The following is an 18,787-nucleotide window of genomic DNA, read 5'->3' as shown; positions in this document are numbered from 1 at the left end:
CCAGCCTGACAAGTGCTTATTTTCAGGGGTATTTTGCAACATGGCAGAAAAACAAACCGCGAAAAGGAACCGTCGCGAAGAAATACTTCAATCTCTGGCTCTGATGCTTGAATCCAGCGATGGCAGTCAACGCATCACCACCGCAAAACTGGCCGCCTCTGTAGGCGTGTCTGAAGCGGCGCTGTACCGTCATTTCCCGAGCAAAACCCGGATGTTCGACAGCCTGATCGAGTTTATCGAAGACAGTCTGATCACGCGCATCAACCTGATTCTGAAAGACGAAAAAGACACCACCGCGCGTCTGCGTCTGATTGTGCAGTTGATTCTGGGATTTGGAGAACGTAACCCGGGCCTGACCCGTATTCTGACTGGCCATGCGCTAATGTTTGAGCAGGACAGACTGCAGGGTCGCATTAACCAGCTTTTCGAGCGTATTGAAGCGCAGCTGCGCCAGGTACTGCGTGAGAAGAAAATGCGTGAAGGCGAAGGTTACAGCACGGATGAAACACTGCTGGCAAGCCAGATCCTGGCGTTTTGCGAAGGGATGCTCTCTCGTTTTGTACGCAGTGAGTTCAAATACAGCCCAACGGACGATTTCGACGCCCGTTGGCCGTTAGTGGCGGCGCAGTTGCAGTAGCGTCGTTGCCGGATGGCGGCTACGCCTTATCCGGCCCACAAATTGCGCAGGCCCGGCAAGCAACGCGCCACCGGGCGATTCCGTTACACGCCGAACTCTTCGCGATATGCCCGCACCGCAGCCAGATGATCCGCCATCTCTGGCTTCTCTTCCAGATACGCAATCAGGTCTTTCAGGTTGATGATTGACGTCACTTTGCAGCTGTAATCACGTTCAACTTCCTGAATGGCCGAGATTTCACCACGCCCCCGTTCCTGACGGTCCAGAGAAATCAACACGCCAGCCAGCGTCGCGCCGTTGGCCTGGATAATCTCCATGGATTCGCGAATGGCGGTACCCGCGGTGATGACGTCGTCCACCAGCATCACGCGCCCCTGCAGTGGGCTGCCGACCAGGTTGCCGCCTTCACCGTGGGTTTTGGCCTCTTTACGGTTAAAGCAGTACGGTACGTCGCGGTCATGGTGCTCTGCCAGCGCAACCGCGGTGGTGGTCGCAATCGGAATGCCCTTATAGGCCGGGCCAAACAGCAGGTCGAAATCAATCCCTGAATCCACCAGCGCTTCGGCATAGAAACGGCCTAACAGCGCCAGATCGCGCCCGGTATTGAACAGCCCGGCATTGAAGAAATAGGGGCTCTTGCGCCCGGATTTCAGCGTAAACTCGCCAAACTTGAGGACCTGCTTGTTAAGCGCAAACTCAATAAACTGGCGCTGATACGGTTTCATGGATTCGCTCCTTTGTCTTTTCTGTCTTACAGGCAAAAAAAAGGCGACTCATTGGTCGCCTTTAAAATCAATTTTCTAACGCCGCTTTCTGCGTCGTTACAATAGATTCAATTCCCCCTCGGGCCAGAGCCAGCAAGGTGAGAAGTTCTTCGTGGGTAAACGGTTCGCCTTCTGCGGTGCCCTGCACCTCAATGATACGTCCGTCTTCGGTCATCACCACGTTCATGTCAGTTTCGGCGGCGGAGTCTTCTACGTATTCAAGATCGCAAAGCGCTTCACCGTTAACGATACCGACGGACACCGCGGCAACCATCCCTTTCATTGGGTTTGTTTTCAGCTTACCAGCCGCAACCAGTTTATTCAGGGCATCCGCCAGCGCCACACAGGCACCGGTAATCGATGCGGTACGCGTGCCACCGTCAGCCTGAATGACGTCGCAGTCCAGGGTAATGGTGAATTCGCCCAGCGTTTTCAGATCAACAGCGGCGCGCAGCGCACGCGCGATGAGGCGCTGAATTTCCATGGTACGGCCGCCCTGCTTACCCTTTGCCGCTTCACGGGCATTACGGGTATGCGTTGCACGCGGCAGCATGCCGTATTCAGCCGTGATCCAGCCCTGGCCCTGACCTTTCAGGAAACGCGGAACGCCTTCTTCAATGGAAGCCGTGCACAGCACTTTGGTGTCACCAAACTCAACCAGAACGGAGCCTTCAGCGTGTTTTGTATAGTTACGGGTCAGGGTGACGGGACGCACCTGATTGGCGCTACGACCTGCTGGACGCATGATGAATTCTCCGGCTTGAAACGAATGTGGCTGCGCATTATACGGATAAAGGACGCTTATTCCTATCCTGAGAAGCCCCTGAAAGCTATAATCCCCCCATCTCTCCTTTAAAAACGGGAATATCTATGATCCGCAGTATGACCGCCTACGCCCGGCGTGAAATCAAGGGTAGCTGGGGTAGCGCTACCTGGGAAATGCGTTCGGTAAACCAGCGCTATCTGGAAACCTATTTCCGTATGCCGGAGCAGTTCCGCAGCCTTGAGCCTGTGGTGCGTGAGCGTATCCGTACGCGTCTGACGCGCGGCAAAGTGGAATGTAACCTGCGTTTTGAGCCGGATGCCAGCGCACAGGGCGAACTGATCCTCAACGAAAAACTGGCAAAACAGCTCGTCAATGCGGCGAACTGGGTCAAAATGCAAAGCGACGAAGGCGAAATTAATCCGGTTGATATTCTGCGCTGGCCTGGCGTCATGGCTGCCGGAGAGCAGGATCTGGATGCAATTGCCGCTGAAATCCTTGCCGCCCTCGACAGCACGCTGGATGACTTTATCGTTGCTCGCGAAACCGAAGGCCAGGCGCTGAAAGCGATGATTGAACAGCGCCTTGAAGGCGTCAGCGCCGAAGTGGCAAAAGTACGTACCCATATGCCGGAAGTGCTGCAGTGGCAGCGCGAGCGTCTGGTTGCCAAACTGGAAGAAGCGGAAGTTCAGCTGGAAAATAACCGTCTGGAACAAGAGCTGGTATTGATGGCGCAGCGCGTTGACGTGGCCGAAGAGCTGGACCGTCTGGAAGCACACGTTAAAGAGACCTACAACATTCTGAAGAAGAAAGAAGCCGTTGGCCGTCGTCTCGACTTTATGATGCAGGAGTTCAACCGCGAGTCGAATACCCTGGCGTCTAAATCAATCAATGCCGACGTAACGAATTCCGCCATTGAGCTCAAGGTACTGATTGAGCAAATGCGCGAGCAGATCCAGAATATCGAGTAACGTTTCACGCGATCTCGTGTTGTCTCATTAAGTCTTACCTGGACAAAAAGGCCATTGTAAATCATGGCCTTTTTTGTTTTATATAGTCTCATATCGTATCACTAGAGCGCGTGTTTCGTATGTACATAGACGTGTACATACTGGCATTTATGACACGCAGTTTATGTACACAGCAATGAGACAAGATAAGCATGGCAAAACTGACAGACTTACAAATCAGAGCATGGATAAAATCGGGTGAGCATTTTGCTGGTCGCTCTGATGGGGGTGGGCTGTATTTGTGCTTCCCAGAAAATTACTCAGTACCCTTTTGGCGTTTGCGTTATCGTTTTGCGGGCAAACAGCGATCGCTGGTCATAGGCACGTACACCGAGCTGTCACTCGCTAAAGCACGAGCAAAAGCTAAAGAACAGTCAGCACGGGTTGCATTGGGTTATGACGTTGCGGGGGAAAAGCAAGAACGCAAAGCTGAAGCGCTGAGGAAGATGGAGGATGAAAAGCACGCGCTACGTGTTTCAGAACTTGCAGCTGAATACTTTGAACGCCAGATTCTCAATCGGTGGAAGCATCCAGACATCCTACGTCGTCGCATAGATAAGGACATTAATCCGGCAATCGGTCGCCTCAGAATTGAAGAGGTTAAAGCCAGGGATATTGATGACATGCTGCAAAAAATAGTTCAGCGTGGTGCACCTACAGTCGCTAACGATGTGCTCAGATGGACTCGTCGTATCTTCGATTATGGGATAAGACGGCATATGCTAGAAACGAATCCTACTAGTGCTTTTGAAATTGATGATGCAGGTGGGCAGGAAAAAAGCAGGGAACGCTGGCTCAGCCGAGAAGAGCTTGCGCGATTCTTACAGGCAATGCCGATGACAAAAGGTTTCTCACGTCAGAACGAACTGACAATGAAACTTCTGCTGGTGTTCTGCTGCCGCAAAATGGAGCTTTGCGGTGCACGTTGGGAAGAGTTCGATTTTAATGAAGCAGTTTGGCGCTTACCCGCAGAGCGGGTAAAGAATGGCGATGCGATTGATATACCTATCCCGGCAGTAGCTCTTGAATGGCTGAAGGAACTGCATCAAATGTCCTGCAATAGCCAGTGGGTGCTGCCAGCAAGAAAGATGCAGCACCGGATGATTCCTCACATTCAGGAAAGTACACTCCCCGTAGCATTGAGCAAGGTGAAGGGTAACCTCCCCGACGTACCTAATTTTACTATTCATGATTTTCGACGTACCGCGCGATCGCACCTGGCTGCATTAGGGATTGATCCAGTAGTTGCAGAACGCTGCCTGAACCACAGAATCAAAGGTGTTGAGGGGATATACAACCGTTATCAGTATTTCGATGAGAGGAAGCAGGCGTTGGAGCTGTGGGCTGACTTGCTGGTTTCTTTAGAAAGAGGTGAAGGCTATAACGTGATGCCGTTGAGAAAGGGGATTGCATGAAATGCACCAGTAAGTAACGCACAGTGGGGGGTGTTACATGTCAACAGTTGGGTTTTCAATCTTCTTCTCGCGCCATATCCTTCTAAATGGTCAACACTTGTGAGATGTGTTCTTGATTTAACGGCCAATTTGAGGGTAAATGTAGCTATCTGTAAAATCTACCGACCGTTACACTTATGTTAAAAAAACAAGAAACTAAGAACGAAAAAAAAGATGGTTGGCCCGACTTTTATCCATCTGATCTTGAGTTACCACCGAAGGATGCTGTCGATGCGGCTGGAACCTTATACAGACTGGTTAAATCATTACCTCCGACAGAAGAGTGTTTTTGGTCAACCCATCAAGAACAGCCTAATAGGCATGAAAAATGTAATACCTTAGAAAAAAAGCAGGCGGTTTATGGTACGAGTATGTGGGCTAGTAAAGACCTCTTACTGGAGGCGATGGAATCGCTACCGGAAGCCTTGAAACAACGCAAGTTGGCCTGCGGCGTAGTCAACGCTAGTATGGGGAAAATGCGTAAAACCCTTGAAGAAGGTCATATTACATTGTGGCTAAAAAAAAGTAGCCACATTCATATAAATTTTAGCGAGGCTAAATAAATGGAATTATTCGCTAGTGATCCAAGATTTGGTAAACTAAGAATAATAAATGTTTACCTCGAGTTTGATGGTCCAAAAATCTTCTATGCCGAAAATGAAAGCGGCTCAACTTTTTTTGTATACTGGGTTGGTGACGAAGAAGCTTTCGAAAACTGGTATGTAATTCCGTGTTCAAAATCTAAAATAATAGCTTTTGAAAAGAAACAATTAAATTTAAAAACAATACTCGAGCAACAGGAACAAGAGTATTTTTACGATGTTAAATTGCCATTCTCTTCAAGTGAAGAGTTAATTGTTGATTTTAAACATAGAAATAAAATAGCAGAGATAGAACTCCCTAAGGAAAATGTATTTGTAAAAAACATAAAAATTTACGCGCCTAGTATTCTTGAAAACGATCTCATTCCAACACATGAGTTAATTGTATCTAAAACAAACAAGAAATCTAAGAAAAATGTTTTATTAGAACATATGAGCCTTGTGTGTGATAGATTTAGTGAGCTGGTTTTTGGCTTTAATAAATCTCATGATATTGTTAGTAGTTTACAACCGTTGAATGCTAGATATGGTTCTTTTGCTATTTCTCTCCACGCAGAAAACTTAACGAAATTCGAAGAGTTTTTGGCAAAAGTATCAGAACTAATGATACATAAAAAAGATATCACTTCCTTCTTAGAAGAATGGGATATAGATATTAAAGTTTTTCTGAATTTATTAAAAGCAATAGAAAATTCAAGTATTGATTTTGAGCTGCGCTCTTCAGCAGAACCAGAAAAAATCATAAAAATATACAAAATAGATGCAGAGATATATTTATCTCGCCTTAAAAAAAGAGCACTTACATATATCTCATCTATCAAAGTTCCTCAAGGAAATGATATAGAGAAAGTATTCAAGCTTATTGATTTAAAATGGAATAATGAACCAGTAAATGCTATGTCATTGAATGTGGAACCAAGACTAGTTGCTTACTATAGACAATCTGCTCATATACTTGGATTTGTTGAATATAATGGTGAGCTAACCCCTCAGGGGCAAAGAATTGCTCTTTCAGATAATAATACAAAATATAGGATTACTGCTAATGCCTTTGAAGCCAGTGAGTGTGTATGGGCATGGATAAATCATTTTGATTTAACTAATATAGCCGAGATAGATCCTAATACTGCAAAGGATTTTCTGACTGAACGCTGTCCGACTTTGTCTGGTCAAACGATTAGCCGTAGAGCAAACACTCTATCATCATGGTGGAAACAGCTCATACCACATTATTTAGATGTTAAAGCTGTCAATGACGAGAAACATCAAAAAAACGGAGTTTAATTAAAGCAAAGAATAAAGAGAGGCTTGCCTCTCTTTATTCTTTTAATCCAGCATTATCCTTCAGATACATGTTTAGATAACTGTTGGAGCTTTTTAATAAACACATCCCAGTTATAAGAACAAATTGCTCCCATACATAAATAACCAATCTTTACACTATTCTTTTCTGTATCAGGATTAGAACCACCTGTAAGAATTATCAACCCACTATAAAGAAGGCAAAATATCAATATCCCAATAATTACAGAAAGAATTGGAGCCATCAAATAGCCCCATAAATGATCTATATCTAACTTTTTATTTACAGCAGCATATTTGTGCAATGAAGTAATACCTAATGTTGCACCACCTAAAATAGCACCAAATGTAGTAAAAATCGCAAGTTTTATTTCCTCATTAACAGTAAATGTATTATTAAAATGCAATATCCTCCCTAAAAAAGAAAAATCGCCTGACCACGATAGGAATAAATATTTTATCGAAAGAAAAGAGTAGGTCATCAAATAAATAAAAATGATGAAAGCTAAAATCAGCCTTCCCCAACTAAAAGGTATCTCTTCAGGATTATTTTCCATTATTTATCTCTTACTATTTTTTTAGATTAAAAATGTGATTTTTACTCATATTGAAAGACTGGTTGATCACGAGCTAGAAAAAGCAAGCATTATTATACAACTACGTTTATGTTTACTATACCACCGTTTATTATATAATGCATCAATGTATTATGCCACAATCACACCGTATAGATTTACCCAGTGGTTAGCAGCCCTTAAAATTAACTTACCGATGATTTATAAAATCATTCAGCAAGGCACTTCGGATAAGAGCCACAGTAAATTATGGCTCTTATTCGTTTAACTATTTTAGAACATATTTCCCATCCAATGAACCAACAGCAGAGACACCGCAATAGTTTTCACAGCTACGAGTCATAACATTAACTGTGCCATCTTTCAATTCACTGATCACCGCCACACATGCACTCGAAGAATCACTGTAGATCCAGCGATTTCTCTGTCCTTCTCCAGCCCTAACAGATTCAGCCATACCTCCTATAATACATAAACTAGAAGTATTACTATGAGATCCATTAATACTAAACTCGGCAATCTCAACTCCCGGAGATAATGACAGAACATTATTATTTTTCGTAAAAACGAAAGTATTAGCCAAAGAAGAACCTGTAACAAAAATAAAAATAATAGAAAACCTTCTCATTATAATACCTGTCATAAATCTTTGAAGTTATTATTGTCAATAACATAACCTGTATAGCTCAAAAAAATACGAGCTAACTCTCGCATGTCATTTTCAGTAGTAGCCTCAATAACTTTATCGCCAGATATGAGACCATTTAAATAAATCTCACCATTTTCTTCTCTAAAAATAAACCCAGAAGAAGGTCTCCCTGTTGTTTTTATTTTAAATCCAGCATAACCTTTATAGTTTATCTTCTCCAAAGAGGTTAAATCCGGAAGTTCAAAAATCAATGACAAACATTCCTTGAGAGTATGATATTCAAAGTAACTACCAAATCCATCTAAATATAAAATTGATTCTAATTGTTTATCATTAAATCCTAATTGTTGGACTTTATTATTATTTTTGCTTGATAATTCCCTGATAACTTCCTCAGGTTTCTTATGAGTTTTATTATACTCTTGAGAATCAAGATCTCTTTTAATTTTATCTATCGCTTCAGAGTATTTGACGTATTCAATTTTTCCATGAAGATGCTCGAAGCATTCATTCCAAAGATAATCTATCTGCTTAGAATACATTTTCTCAATGCATTGAGCATCAGTACAAGCATTTCTCTTATTAAGCCAAGCTATTTGCGATTCTCTAATCTTAGATTTGGATCCTTCAGGCATATCTGGACTCATAGCTATTTTATAGTTTTGAGATAGATAATCATCCAAGCGGTCTAACTTATGATCGGAGCAAATGATTTTTTCCACATCTGAAGATGCTTTATTACAATCAAAAGAAGCTGCATAACTTGTACTGCAAGCCATCATTGATAGAACGAATAAAGATTTTTTGTTTATGATATTTACCATGAGAAGCCCTTATTTTACGAACTTAATAAACATATTTTGGAGAACCATCAATTGTGTAGGTAGATGATATATATGGTGATTCTATGAGCCTGAACGTACCCGCGCCAACAATATGATTCATTACCCGAACATCCTGTAAGGATGATTTCTCATACGATTGTGCTCGGTGATAAAATGCAGAATATGCGACAAGCCCCTCCCCCCAAGTAATATCTCTTGTGGGTCCAACGATTGCGTTACAAAAAGACTTATGAAAATCAAATAATTGTTCCGCGCCCCTACCGACTGAACAGCTAGAAAAACAAATACATTTACCTCTTAATATAGGCCATGCTATACGATCAAAATCTTTCCATGTAATAAAACCCTCATCTGTTAAAATAAAACCATCACATGAGCCGTGAGCACTGATATGTACATATTTTATGTGCTCTCGTTGCGCTATCTTCAATGCTTTTACTAGCATTCCCTCATTAACTACTTCAGTACATTTTGCAGCTACTCCTTGTAGCTCCAAAACCTTCCTTAGCGTATTTCCCTCGCATCTTTCATCATAAATATCCAGATCGCTGCGTGATTCAATAATAAGTATTTTTTGTTTTTTCATTAATTTTGCCCGCAAAGACCTTCAATCATGTCCTTGTAACCGGTGTATCAACATAGGTCATCCTCGATAAGCATGGTTAAAGTAAAAGCGATATAAATCCGTACATCTCAGTTCAGCACTTCAACTAACCGCCATAGAAGAGCAAAAATAAATTTATAATCCATAGATGATGTTCATGCAAGAGCAAAAAGGCCACAAAATTCCATTTATAGACATTTAAGGGAATGAGGTGTGGTTATGGCTCAGTTATCTTCAGATAGTGCAGACAAGCTGGTAGGTCAGCGCATCCAGATGCGCCGCAAGGAACTGGAAATGACTGCTCAGCACCTGGCAGAGCTTGTTGAAATCTCTCATCAGCAACTTTCCCGCTATGAACGGGGAACTAACAAGATTAATGTGGCCCACCTTGTGAACATAGCGATTAAGCTCAATACACCGATCAGTTGGTTTTTTATTGATTGCTTCTCAACGCTTGATAATAAATCAAAGAATAAACAAGATTTTGTGCCCGTAAAAGATGCAGATTTGAAACATCGCTTTGATCAAATTTGGCCTCAATTGACCCATGAGCAAAGACGTGTACTGATTATGCTCTTAGATGAATATACGAAATGAGACTTGAAAGTAAAGTCTCATTTCTTCCAGAAAAATGATTATTGCGTGCTTTTCATTCCTTTTTATCTGCTATTCTAAGCGCTCTAATAACTTCAACTTTATCAAAATACCGTTTAAGATATTCCCCTTTTCCAAATATTATGGCTCCATTAACAGCTTTTCTGACTGGAATTTTCGCATTCTTTTTATGAAGTTCTGAAATGATGATATCTTTAGGCAATTGTTGTTCATTTCTGAGATGATCAACATACTTATATGTACTCAATATCTTGGTTGATCGTTGGGTGCTCGGAATGTATTCAAAATTTTCCTCACTTGTTCTTAAGAGATATTTAAAAATTGCCGAATATGTTTCTACAAGATTGTACATTCCTTTCTTAGGTTTCCTGTATCCGAGCATTTCGCACAAGTCACACAATCTTTGAAAATTTTCTTCATCGAGCCTAATTTGAATCTGATGCTCACCTAATTTTTTCAATTTTTTTTTGCGTGCATTCTGATACTGAATATTGGCCTTACGTCGCGCTTTTAGGACTTCATCAAGATCTTCAGAATCATCAATCTCTTCTGATTCATCAAACTCTCCTGATTCGCCAACCTCTGCTACTTCCTCAACCGTCTTAGCTATCAAAAGCTCAAGCTCATCAAGCTCATTCAATTCTCTATGTTTTGACGTCATAGCCAGCTCCTTAGAATTTTCTGATCATCAGATTACAAACAAGCTTCGAACTGTCAAGTTCTGATCTGATGATCAGATCACTATGTAAAATTTCTGATGATCAGATTAAAACGTCACTGGAAATGCCCATAAAAATATTCACCTATATAACAACAACTTACAGAAAAACACTATTCTGCTAGCACTGATAACTAAGTATTTTTCATCGCAAAAATCATTCATTTTGAAAATCTGTAAAGGAGGTTCGCATCAATTGGATGCGTAAATCGAACAGGTTTTTACGATGAATGCCTCACGTCTGATCAAACTGAAAACAGTCCTTGAATACTGTGCTTTCTCAAAAGCTACGCTCTATCGCCAAATCAAAGCAGGCCATTTCCCTGAGCCTGTTCGTCTAACTGGTGGTTGGGATGATTCTAACGCCGCTTCTCGCTCAGTTGCGTGGAGAGAGGAAGAAATACTGCAATGGATAGCCAGCCGTCAGAAAGTACCTCTATCGGAAACAAAAAGAAATTGAGCGAAAAAGTTCATCGCTCTAATAGCACGTTATATGCGCATCTATATGGATAGTGATTATCTCATTCAGTACTCACTATCCCATACCAATAGTTATTTATCTAAGGGATATAAATGAAACTCAACAAACGCAACATAGATTTTTGTTGTTCACTGGATATTGGGAGGAATACTAGAGATCAAAAGTTAAAAATGAGAGCTGATAAACTCAGTGTTGTAAGCAGTTTCCATAACAGTGAAGAAAAAAAGATTACTTATAAAAGACTAAAAAAAATGAGACAAAAGGAATTTAAAAAATACCGTGTTCAATATATCCGAAACAAAGAAAAAAAACCCTACAGAAAAGCATTATTGATTAGAGGAAAGAAGAAAAACTCACCAGTGCTGTTACGTATCGATTACTCGCCAATAAATCGCAATACAGGAGGGATACGTTTAGATTTTCGCCCCCAACATATGCCCCCGCAAAAAATAGATCATTTGTTATCGTGGATAAGTTGTCGATTAGGAGGAATATTTTACCAACTCCTAGAACGAGCCTGGATTACGCAAATAGATGTAGCTCTCGATGTCTACAACTGCAAGTTAGATGATTACTTATGGGGCTTAGACCGTGCAGGCAAAACAGCATACTTCGATAAAGAAAATGGTTTGCCGGGGTTAAGGATTGGTAGTTGCCGTTCCCTATTACATATCCTTTTTTATGGGAAGGTGAATGCTCCGAGTGGTGGAAAGCTTGTATACAGGGAAAGAACCAAATTCATTAACATCAATTTTGATGAGTATCAACAATTCTTGCGTATTGAGGCCCGGTACAGGCCAAACGCTACACCTACCAGCAAAAATGGTAATGCTTTGAAGTTGGCAGACCTTTTAGAGATGAAAAATCCCTTCGAGCGACTCCGGGTCTACTCGAAAGATTTGGGGGATGAGCTACTGGAAAGAGGGTTTCTCTGTACGCTGCCACACGCTCCCAGTATCGCTGAAATGAAGCGCTACATGCTGGCAACTATGCAATGCTCACGCTTGCCTCGCAAAGTCGATAGACTCATTGCAGAGTACGAGATAGAGCTGTTCGATAAACATACAGTCTGGACGCAGTGGTCACGCTGCGTTGCTCAATTAAGTGGCATTTTCAGTGTAGCGTCTGTTTTCTGTGTACATAGACGTGTACATAATGAAAAGCCTGAGTAGAGAAAAATCAATGTAATCAAGAAGCATACACCACTACTCAACATTCAGATCCAATATTGAGTAATACTATTCGGGTGGCGTCGACCGACGTCACCCATTACTATTTCTAATCCATTTTAACCCATCTTTTCTCGCTGTGCCGCCACCAATCAACCCTCTCCACTATGGGTTGATAAAATTTTATAGGGCAAACCCACTCACTTTAGAAAATCTCAATCGTGATCGTGCGCACAAAACGTTAACCTTCCCGGCTTCACACCGGAGGTTATATGCTGCTTCACACTCTTTATCTCATTGGCATTACTGCAGAAGCCATGACTGGCGCGCTTGCAGCCGGTCGTCGCCGAATGGATACCTTCGGCGTGATCATTATTGCCACAGCGACCGCGCTGGGCGGCGGTTCCGTGCGCGATATTCTGCTGGGCCATTACCCACTGGGCTGGGTGAAAAATCCCGAGTACGTGATTATTGTGGCGACCGCCGCCGTAGTAACCACCATTGTCGCGCCCGTTATGACCCATCTGCGTCGCCTGTTTCTGGTGCTTGATGCGCTCGGGCTGATTGTCTTTTCTATCATTGGCGCACAAATCGCACTCGATATGGGCGAAGGGCCAGTTATCGCCACCATTGCCGCCGTGGTGACCGGGGTGTTTGGAGGCGTGTTACGCGATATGTTCTGCAAGCGCATTCCTCTGGTCTTTCAAAAAGAGCTGTATGCCGGCATCTCCTTCGCCGCAGCGGTGCTCTATATTGCCCTGCAGCATTATGTTTCGAACCATGATGTGGTGGTCATCTCCACGCTGCTGTTCGGCTTTACGGCCCGCATGCTGGCATTGCGACTGAAGCTCGGCCTGCCAGTGTTTCACTACAAACACAGCGCTCACTAATTTCAGAATCCCTTGATGTGCTGTTCAGCCAGCCACTTTGCCAGCACATCCACCTCCGGCGCGTGGAGCCAGTTAACGATTTGCCGCGCTTTCTCTTCTCCGTTCCCCGGCAAGGTCTGCCAGTCCATAGCGCTACGCTGGTGCATGGTCTGCCATGATAGCTCTCCGGCGGCTTTCAGGGTCGCCTGAGCCAGCGGAACACCCATCGCCATGATCCAACGAATAAAAGGACGCTCGCGCACCAGATTAAACTGATGCCAGAGCGCCAGTCCGCGTGCAGCCGAAAACCCCGGCGTGGTTTGCAGCTGCGCCTGGGTTAACAACAGCCATGAGAAAATATGTTCAAAGCGATGTGCCTGCCAGAGCGACCGCCAGCCTGACTCGCCTAAACCGGTAATATCCAGCCCCTGCTTAGAACTGAGCCACGTCAGCCGGGCAAAGAACTGCTCCATACATTCCGGTGAAGCGTAAAAACAGCTGAGAGAATGGTACTGCGGGACTGGAGGTTCTGGTTTTTGCCGGTCGGTCCCTCGCCAGACGACTTTGTCGAATCGGGGGATCCCCTGTCCGGCCAGGCTTACCTGGATCTGATCGCCCGGCGCGATATCCAGCCTTTGCCAGCGGCCAACGGACCCGAGGCTAACCCGCTGCACCTGTTTATCATCCAGCCGTACTGGCTCCAGCGCCGCCACAACGGCAATTTTACCCGTACGGCCCACAGTGAAGTGAATATCCCGTACTTCAGCAACCTGCGCGACAGGGGGATATTTCCATGCAACAACCCAACTGCCTTCTCCAGGCAGCCAGTTTTCACCCGGCAGTTCATCCGCCGAGCGAACCACAATGCCGTCCGTGGCAAAGGGTAATGCTGCGGTGTGCCACGCTGAGCGCTGCTTTTCGACGGCCTCAATATGCTCTACGGGCAAGGTATAGCGCGCCGTCAGGGTAAACCCCGCGTCAGACAGTTCCGCCAGTGCGGTTTTCATCTCTTTTGGCCCGTCTGGCCAGGCCCAGATGAATACCCCAACCTCTCTCAAAAACGCGTTATCCTGCTGGCGTATCATCGCACCTGCGACTTTTGCGCGTGCATTCATTCCGCCCATCTGCTGCTGAATGTGGTTTTCACGCTGCCAAAAAAGCTCTCCCTGTAACACGCTGTTCGCCAGCGCGCCGGAAAGGTGTTGTGGCACCGACGGTATTAAACGCACCTGCGATGTCCAGTCTTCACCTTTTAGCCCATCGCCACGGCTAATGGCCTGAGCCAATGTTCCCCCCCGATACACCAGCGTTACCGCTACACCGTCAACTTTGGGTTGCATCCAGAGATTGCGCCGGGCATGCATCCACTGGCCAAGCTCTTCTTTACTGCTCACCTTATGAACCCCTGTATGGGCGACGGGGTGTTTGATACGTCCCGTCAAGGCGGGAAGTGCTGCGTCAGGTGATGCATGCCCAAAACAGTGCTGCCACTGTTTTAACCGCCCGTTGAGCTGGTCATACACTTCATCGTTCACTTCGCTGATACCCTGCTGCCAGTAGGCGTCATCCCAGCGTTTGATTTGCGCACTTAACGTCGCAATCTCTTTCTCCGCCCTCGCCTGAGACCACACCGGGCACACCGCCGCCGCAGAACCACACCACAACAGCATGAAGCCGCTTATCCATCGCCACATCGCTACCCCTCCTTTACGTTGCTGGAGGTATAACCCGGCGACGAAAACCACGCTAATGGCAACATTGGGCTTTGCGAGGCGCTATCCAGAGTGAATTTATGTTGCTGCAAAACACAGGTAAAACCTGAAAACGACACGCAAAATGCAATAATCCAGGGGAAAAAGTGTGACAAAGGCTACGTCACACAGCGGCGACGTGTATAATAAGCCCGTATGTAGGACTTCTTCGTTAACACATACAAAAGACTCTCATGGCTCAAGGCACGCTTTATATTGTTTCTGCCCCTAGTGGCGCGGGTAAATCCAGCCTTATTCAGGCACTGTTAAAAACCCAACCGTTGTATGACACTCAGGTTTCTGTTTCACACACCACGCGTAAACCGCGTCCGGGTGAAGTGCACGGTGAACACTATTTCTTTGTCGATCACGACGAATTTAAAGCGATGATTGGCCGAGATGCGTTTCTTGAACACGCAGAAGTATTCGGGAACTACTACGGTACTTCGCGTGAAACCATTGAGCAGGTTCTGGCAACCGGCGTGAATGTGTTCCTGGATATCGACTGGCAGGGCGCACAGCAAATTCGCAAGAAAATGCCTGATTCGCGCAGTATCTTTATTTTACCGCCGTCGAAAGATGAGCTGGATCGCCGCCTGCGTGGCCGCGGTCAGGACAGCGAAGAGGTCATTGCAAAGCGTATGGAACAGGCAGTTGCAGAAATGAGCCATTACGCCGAATATGATTACCTTATTGTGAATGATGATTTTGATGCCGCACTGAGCGATCTCAAAACCATCCTTCGCGCAGAACGTCTGCGTATGAGCCGCCAGAAGCAGCGACATGACGCATTAATCACCAAACTGTTGGCAGACTGAACCCACTTTCAGTATTATGCCCAGTCATTTCTTCACCTGTGGAGCATTTTAAGTATGGCACGCGTAACTGTTCAGGACGCTGTAGAGAAAATTGGTAACCGTTTTGACCTGGTACTGGTCGCCGCGCGTCGCGCTCGTCAGATGCAGGTAGGCGGAAAAGATCCGCTGGTACCGGAAGAAAACGATAAAACCACCGTAATTGCACTTCGCGAAATCGAAGAAGGTCTGATCAACAACCAGATCCTCGACGTGCGTGAGCGCCAGGAGCAGCAAGAGCAGGAAGCCGCAGAACTGCAGGCCGTAACCGCCATTGCTGAAGGTCGTCGTTAATTAAACCTGCGGGTCGCCCTTGTATCTGTTTGAAAGCCTGAATCAACTGATTCAAACCTACCTGCCTGAAGACCAGATTAAGCGTCTTCAGCAGGCTTATCTCGTTGCACGTGACGCTCACGAGGGCCAGACACGTTCAAGCGGTGAACCCTATATCACGCACCCGGTAGCGGTGGCCTGTATTCTGGCCGAGATGAAACTCGACTATGAAACGCTGATGGCCGCTCTGCTGCACGACGTGATCGAAGATACCCCTGCCACTTACCAGGATATGGAACAGCTGTTTGGCAAAAGCGTTGCCGAACTGGTGGAAGGGGTGTCCAAGCTTGATAAGCTGAACTTCCGCGACAAGAAAGAGGCGCAAGCCGAAAACTTTCGCAAGATGATTATGGCGATGGTGCAGGATATCCGCGTCATTCTCATCAAACTCGCTGACCGTACCCACAACATGCGCACGCTGGGCTCACTCCGCCCGGACAAACGTCGCCGCATTGCCCGTGAAACCCTCGAAATCTACAGTCCGCTGGCGCACCGTTTAGGTATCCATCACATTAAAACCGAGCTGGAAGAGCTGGGTTTTGAAGCGTTGTACCCGAACCGCTATCGCGTCATTAAAGAGGTGGTGAAAGCCGCCCGCGGTAACCGTAAAGAGATGATTCAAAAGATCCTCTCGGAAATTGAAGGACGTTTACAGGAAGCGGGCATTCCCTGCCGCGTGAGCGGTCGCGAAAAACACCTGTACTCCATTTACTGCAAAATGGTGCTCAAGGAGCAGCGTTTTCACTCGATCATGGATATCTACGCGTTCCGCGTGATCGTCCACGACGCCGACACCTGCTATCGCGTGCTGGGGCAGATGCACAGCCTCTACAAGCCGCGTCCAGGGCGCATGAAAGATTACATCGCCATACCAAAAGCGAACGGCTATCAATCTTTGCATACCTCGATGATCGGCCCGCACGGCGTCCCTGTTGAAGTGCAGATCCGCACAGAAGACATGGACCAGATGGCGGAGATGGGTGTCGCCGCACACTGGGCCTATAAAGAGCACGGTGGTGAAAGCAGCACCACGGCACAAATTCGCGCCCAGCGCTGGATGCAGAGCCTGCTGGAGCTGCAGCAGAGTGCGGGTAGCTCGTTTGAATTTATCGAGAGCGTAAAATCCGATCTCTTCCCGGATGAGATTTACGTTTTCACGCCTGAAGGGCGTATTGTCGAACTGCCTGCGGGCGCGACCCCGGTCGACTTCGCGTATGCCGTGCATACCGATATCGGCCACGCCTGCGTAGGCGCACGCGTAGACAGACAGCCTTATCCGCTGTCTCAACCGCTCGCCAGCGGCCAGACTGTCGAAATCATCACCGCACCGGGCGCACGTCCAAACGCGGCCTGGCTGAACTTTGTTGTGAGCTCCAAAGCGCGCGCCAAAATCCGTCAGCTGCTGAAAAACCTCAAGCGTGATGACTCCGTCAGCCTTGGGCGTCGTCTGCTCAACCATGCGTTGGGTGGCAGCCGTAAGCTGGCAGAGATCCCACCAGAACATATCCAGCGTGAACTCGACCGGATGAAGCTCACCTCTCTGGACGATCTGCTGGCGGAAATTGGGCTGGGTAACGCCATGAGCGTCGTGGTGGCCAAAAACCTGCAGCAGGGCGAAGCAATACCTTCCGCACCTGGCGCATCCGGCCACGCGCATCTGCCGATCAAAGGCGCGGACGGGGTACTTATCACCTTTGCGAAGTGTTGCCGTCCAATTCCCGGCGATCCGATTATTGCGCACGTCAGCCCGGGCAAAGGGCTGGTTATCCACCATGAATCTTGTCGTAACATCCGCGGCTATCAAAAAGAGGCGGAGAAGTTTATGGCGGTCGAGTGGGATAAAGAGACGGCGCAGGAATTTATCACCGAAATTAAGGTGGATATGTTCAACCACCAGGGCGCCCTGGCGAACCTGACGGCAGCGATCAACACGGCCTCTTCCAACATTCAGAGCCTGAATACGGAAGAAAAAGATGGCCGCGTGTACAGCGCCTTTATTCGTCTGACCGCCCGCGACCGCGTGCATCTGGCAAATATTATGCGCAAGATCCGCGTCATGCCGGACGTCATTAAAGTCACCCGAAACCGAAACTAGTTTTATGAATGCACAACGTTATGCACGTATCTGCGAAATGCTCGCCAGGCGTCAGCCTGATCTGACGGTCTGCATGGAGCAGGTCCATAAACCTCATAACGTCTCTGCCATTGTCCGTACCGCAGACGCCGTCGGCGTGCATGAAGTGCACGCCGTCTGGCCCGGTGCCCGCATGCGCACCATGGCGTCGACAGCCGCAGGCAGTAACAGCTGGGTGTCCGTCAAAACCCATCAGACCATCGGAGAAGCCGTATCGCACCTGAAAGGTCGCGGTATGCAAATTCTTGCCACCAACCTGTCTGCCAAAGCGGTCGATTTCCGCGAGATCGACTACACCCGTCCGACCTGCATTTTGATGGGCCAGGAGAAAACCGGGATCACTCAGGAAGCGCTGGATCTGGCGGATCAGGACATCATCATCCCCATGATCGGCATGGTGCAGTCCCTGAATGTCTCTGTGGCCTCCGCGCTCATTCTGTATGAAGCCCAACGCCAGCGTCAGAACGCCGGGATGTACGAGCGCAGCAACAGCATGCTGCCGGAAGACGAACAGCAGCGCCTGCTGTTTGAAGGCGGCTATCCGGTGCTGGCTCGTGTTGCAAAGCAGAAAAAATTGCCTTACCCCCACGTCAACGCGCAGGGCGAAATTGAAGCCGATGCCGGGTGGTGGGCCACCATGCAGTACGCAGGGTAACCG

At 46.6% G+C, this 18,787-nt stretch carries 21 protein-coding genes; 13 read left to right on the top strand and 8 right to left on the bottom strand.

Translation table 11 applies throughout. The annotated features are described in order from the left end of the window. Positions 1-40: 40 nt before the first annotated feature. The gene (slmA, locus tag AX755_RS23560; protein ID WP_013094890.1) at positions 41-637 is read left to right on the top strand and encodes a nucleoid occlusion factor SlmA; all 597 of its coding nucleotides are present in this window, start codon (positions 41-43) and stop codon (positions 635-637) included. Between the two features lie 83 nt (positions 638-720). Here the strand turns inward: slmA and pyrE are convergent, their stop codons facing one another. Then, on the bottom strand, positions 721-1,362 hold the full coding sequence (gene pyrE, locus AX755_RS23555; RefSeq protein ID WP_013094889.1) for an orotate phosphoribosyltransferase: 642 nt from the start codon (positions 1,360-1,362) through the stop codon (positions 721-723). Positions 1,363-1,429: 67 nt separating this feature from the next. Beyond that, positions 1,430-2,146: a ribonuclease PH gene (rph, locus tag AX755_RS23550; protein WP_013094888.1), complete on the bottom strand. Its 717-nt coding sequence runs from the start codon at positions 2,144-2,146 to the stop codon at positions 1,430-1,432. Positions 2,147-2,271: 125 nt separating this feature from the next. Between rph and AX755_RS23545 the strand changes: the two genes are divergently transcribed. From AX755_RS23545 to AX755_RS23530, 4 genes are all read left to right on the top strand, one after another. Beyond that, the gene (locus tag AX755_RS23545; RefSeq protein ID WP_013094887.1) at positions 2,272-3,135 is read left to right on the top strand and encodes a YicC/YloC family endoribonuclease; all 864 of its coding nucleotides are present in this window, start codon (positions 2,272-2,274) and stop codon (positions 3,133-3,135) included. A gap of 191 nt (positions 3,136-3,326) precedes the next feature. Further along, complete coding sequence (locus AX755_RS23540; RefSeq protein ID WP_012126240.1) at positions 3,327-4,589, top strand: tyrosine-type recombinase/integrase; 1,263 nt, start codon at positions 3,327-3,329, stop codon at positions 4,587-4,589. A 176-nt stretch (positions 4,590-4,765) separates the two neighbouring features. After that, positions 4,766-5,191, top strand: a complete 426-nt coding sequence (locus AX755_RS23535) for a hypothetical protein (protein WP_062857563.1) — start codon at positions 4,766-4,768, stop codon at positions 5,189-5,191. After that, the gene (locus tag AX755_RS23530; RefSeq protein WP_062857562.1) at positions 5,192-6,514 is read left to right on the top strand and encodes a DUF6575 domain-containing protein; all 1,323 of its coding nucleotides are present in this window, start codon (positions 5,192-5,194) and stop codon (positions 6,512-6,514) included. It begins immediately after the preceding gene. A 53-nt stretch (positions 6,515-6,567) separates the two neighbouring features. Here the strand turns inward: AX755_RS23530 and AX755_RS23525 are convergent, their stop codons facing one another. From AX755_RS23525 to AX755_RS25020, 4 genes are all read right to left on the bottom strand, one after another. Beyond that, positions 6,568-7,089: a hypothetical protein gene (locus AX755_RS23525; protein WP_000429952.1), complete on the bottom strand. Its 522-nt coding sequence runs from the start codon at positions 7,087-7,089 to the stop codon at positions 6,568-6,570. Positions 7,090-7,375: 286 nt separating this feature from the next. Continuing rightward, entirely contained in the window at positions 7,376-7,735 is a 360-nt protein-coding gene (locus AX755_RS25025) for an acyl-CoA dehydrogenase (protein WP_073971506.1), read from the bottom strand. Positions 7,736-7,746: 11 nt separating this feature from the next. Continuing rightward, positions 7,747-8,580, bottom strand: a complete 834-nt coding sequence (locus tag AX755_RS23520; RefSeq protein ID WP_062857561.1) for a lysozyme inhibitor LprI family protein — start codon at positions 8,578-8,580, stop codon at positions 7,747-7,749. Between the two features lie 22 nt (positions 8,581-8,602). Continuing rightward, a complete protein-coding gene (locus AX755_RS25020; RefSeq protein WP_072051492.1) occupies positions 8,603-9,187 on the bottom strand; it encodes a hypothetical protein in 585 nt (194 codons plus the stop codon). Between the two features lie 237 nt (positions 9,188-9,424). On the opposite strand from AX755_RS25020, the gene AX755_RS23515 reads away from it, so the two are divergent. Then, positions 9,425-9,802, top strand: a complete 378-nt coding sequence (locus AX755_RS23515; protein WP_048253620.1) for a helix-turn-helix domain-containing protein — start codon at positions 9,425-9,427, stop codon at positions 9,800-9,802. A gap of 52 nt (positions 9,803-9,854) precedes the next feature. On the opposite strand, the gene AX755_RS23510 is transcribed toward AX755_RS23515, so the two are convergent. Continuing rightward, a complete protein-coding gene (locus tag AX755_RS23510) occupies positions 9,855-10,481 on the bottom strand; it encodes a hypothetical protein (protein ID WP_048253619.1) in 627 nt (208 codons plus the stop codon). A 283-nt stretch (positions 10,482-10,764) separates the two neighbouring features. Between AX755_RS23510 and AX755_RS25015 the strand changes: the two genes are divergently transcribed. The 3 genes from AX755_RS25015 to AX755_RS23500 all read left to right on the top strand — a co-directional run bounded on the left by AX755_RS25015 (position 10,765) and on the right by AX755_RS23500 (position 13,078). Next, on the top strand, positions 10,765-10,998 hold the full coding sequence (locus AX755_RS25015) for a helix-turn-helix transcriptional regulator (protein WP_072065282.1): 234 nt from the start codon (positions 10,765-10,767) through the stop codon (positions 10,996-10,998). A gap of 113 nt (positions 10,999-11,111) precedes the next feature. Then, on the top strand, positions 11,112-12,191 hold the full coding sequence (locus AX755_RS23505) for a hypothetical protein (protein WP_062857560.1): 1,080 nt from the start codon (positions 11,112-11,114) through the stop codon (positions 12,189-12,191). A gap of 269 nt (positions 12,192-12,460) precedes the next feature. After that, entirely contained in the window at positions 12,461-13,078 is a 618-nt protein-coding gene (locus tag AX755_RS23500; protein ID WP_013094886.1) for a trimeric intracellular cation channel family protein, read from the top strand. 2 nt (positions 13,079-13,080) lie between these two features. On the opposite strand, the gene ligB is transcribed toward AX755_RS23500, so the two are convergent. Further along, entirely contained in the window at positions 13,081-14,751 is a 1,671-nt protein-coding gene (ligB, locus tag AX755_RS23495; protein ID WP_062857559.1) for an NAD-dependent DNA ligase LigB, read from the bottom strand. A 251-nt stretch (positions 14,752-15,002) separates the two neighbouring features. On the opposite strand from ligB, the gene gmk reads away from it, so the two are divergent. The 4 genes from gmk to trmH are packed head-to-tail and all read left to right on the top strand — an operon-like array spanning position 15,003 to position 18,784. Then, the gene (gene gmk, locus AX755_RS23490) at positions 15,003-15,626 is read left to right on the top strand and encodes a guanylate kinase (protein WP_013094883.1); all 624 of its coding nucleotides are present in this window, start codon (positions 15,003-15,005) and stop codon (positions 15,624-15,626) included. A gap of 54 nt (positions 15,627-15,680) precedes the next feature. Continuing rightward, on the top strand, positions 15,681-15,956 hold the full coding sequence (gene rpoZ, locus AX755_RS23485; protein WP_000135058.1) for a DNA-directed RNA polymerase subunit omega: 276 nt from the start codon (positions 15,681-15,683) through the stop codon (positions 15,954-15,956). 19 nt (positions 15,957-15,975) lie between these two features. Next, the gene (gene spoT / locus AX755_RS23480) at positions 15,976-18,090 is read left to right on the top strand and encodes a bifunctional GTP diphosphokinase/guanosine-3',5'-bis pyrophosphate 3'-pyrophosphohydrolase (protein ID WP_013094882.1); all 2,115 of its coding nucleotides are present in this window, start codon (positions 15,976-15,978) and stop codon (positions 18,088-18,090) included. Positions 18,091-18,094: 4 nt separating this feature from the next. Then, positions 18,095-18,784, top strand: coding sequence for a tRNA (guanosine(18)-2'-O)-methyltransferase TrmH (trmH, locus tag AX755_RS25635; RefSeq protein WP_020686483.1), 690 nt, complete (start codon positions 18,095-18,097; stop codon positions 18,782-18,784). Positions 18,785-18,787: the final 3 nt, after the last annotated feature.

It is taken from the genome of Enterobacter sp. SENG-6, from assembly GCF_001605945.1.
Lineage (GTDB): Bacteria > Pseudomonadota > Gammaproteobacteria > Enterobacterales > Enterobacteriaceae > Enterobacter > Enterobacter cloacae.
Note: the sequence above shows the minus strand (reverse complement) of the source record. Positions and strands in the feature narration are given on the sequence as shown.

Coding starts and splice junctions, on each gene's coding strand:
- AX755_RS23545 (WP_013094887.1), top strand. CDS start 2,272: ATGATCCGCAGTATGACCGCCTACGCCCGGCGTGAAATCAAGGGTAGC.
- AX755_RS25020 (WP_072051492.1), bottom strand. CDS start 9,187: ATGAAAAAACAAAAAATACTTATTATTGAATCACGCAGCGATCTGGAT.
- AX755_RS23500 (WP_013094886.1), top strand. CDS start 12,461: ATGCTGCTTCACACTCTTTATCTCATTGGCATTACTGCAGAAGCCATG.
- AX755_RS23510 (WP_048253619.1), bottom strand. CDS start 10,481: ATGACGTCAAAACATAGAGAATTGAATGAGCTTGATGAGCTTGAGCTT.
- AX755_RS23525 (WP_000429952.1), bottom strand. CDS start 7,089: ATGGAAAATAATCCTGAAGAGATACCTTTTAGTTGGGGAAGGCTGATT.
- rph (WP_013094888.1), bottom strand. CDS start 2,146: ATGCGTCCAGCAGGTCGTAGCGCCAATCAGGTGCGTCCCGTCACCCTG.
- pyrE (WP_013094889.1), bottom strand. CDS start 1,362: ATGAAACCGTATCAGCGCCAGTTTATTGAGTTTGCGCTTAACAAGCAG.
- AX755_RS23520 (WP_062857561.1), bottom strand. CDS start 8,580: ATGGTAAATATCATAAACAAAAAATCTTTATTCGTTCTATCAATGATG.
- AX755_RS23515 (WP_048253620.1), top strand. CDS start 9,425: ATGGCTCAGTTATCTTCAGATAGTGCAGACAAGCTGGTAGGTCAGCGC.
- AX755_RS25015 (WP_072065282.1), top strand. CDS start 10,765: ATGAATGCCTCACGTCTGATCAAACTGAAAACAGTCCTTGAATACTGT.
- slmA (WP_013094890.1), top strand. CDS start 41: ATGGCAGAAAAACAAACCGCGAAAAGGAACCGTCGCGAAGAAATACTT.
- AX755_RS23535 (WP_062857563.1), top strand. CDS start 4,766: ATGTTAAAAAAACAAGAAACTAAGAACGAAAAAAAAGATGGTTGGCCC.
- AX755_RS23505 (WP_062857560.1), top strand. CDS start 11,112: ATGAAACTCAACAAACGCAACATAGATTTTTGTTGTTCACTGGATATT.
- AX755_RS23540 (WP_012126240.1), top strand. CDS start 3,327: ATGGCAAAACTGACAGACTTACAAATCAGAGCATGGATAAAATCGGGT.
- ligB (WP_062857559.1), bottom strand. CDS start 14,751: ATGTGGCGATGGATAAGCGGCTTCATGCTGTTGTGGTGTGGTTCTGCG.
- gmk (WP_013094883.1), top strand. CDS start 15,003: ATGGCTCAAGGCACGCTTTATATTGTTTCTGCCCCTAGTGGCGCGGGT.
- trmH (WP_020686483.1), top strand. CDS start 18,095: ATGAATGCACAACGTTATGCACGTATCTGCGAAATGCTCGCCAGGCGT.
- AX755_RS23530 (WP_062857562.1), top strand. CDS start 5,192: ATGGAATTATTCGCTAGTGATCCAAGATTTGGTAAACTAAGAATAATA.
- rpoZ (WP_000135058.1), top strand. CDS start 15,681: ATGGCACGCGTAACTGTTCAGGACGCTGTAGAGAAAATTGGTAACCGT.
- AX755_RS25025 (WP_073971506.1), bottom strand. CDS start 7,735: ATGAGAAGGTTTTCTATTATTTTTATTTTTGTTACAGGTTCTTCTTTG.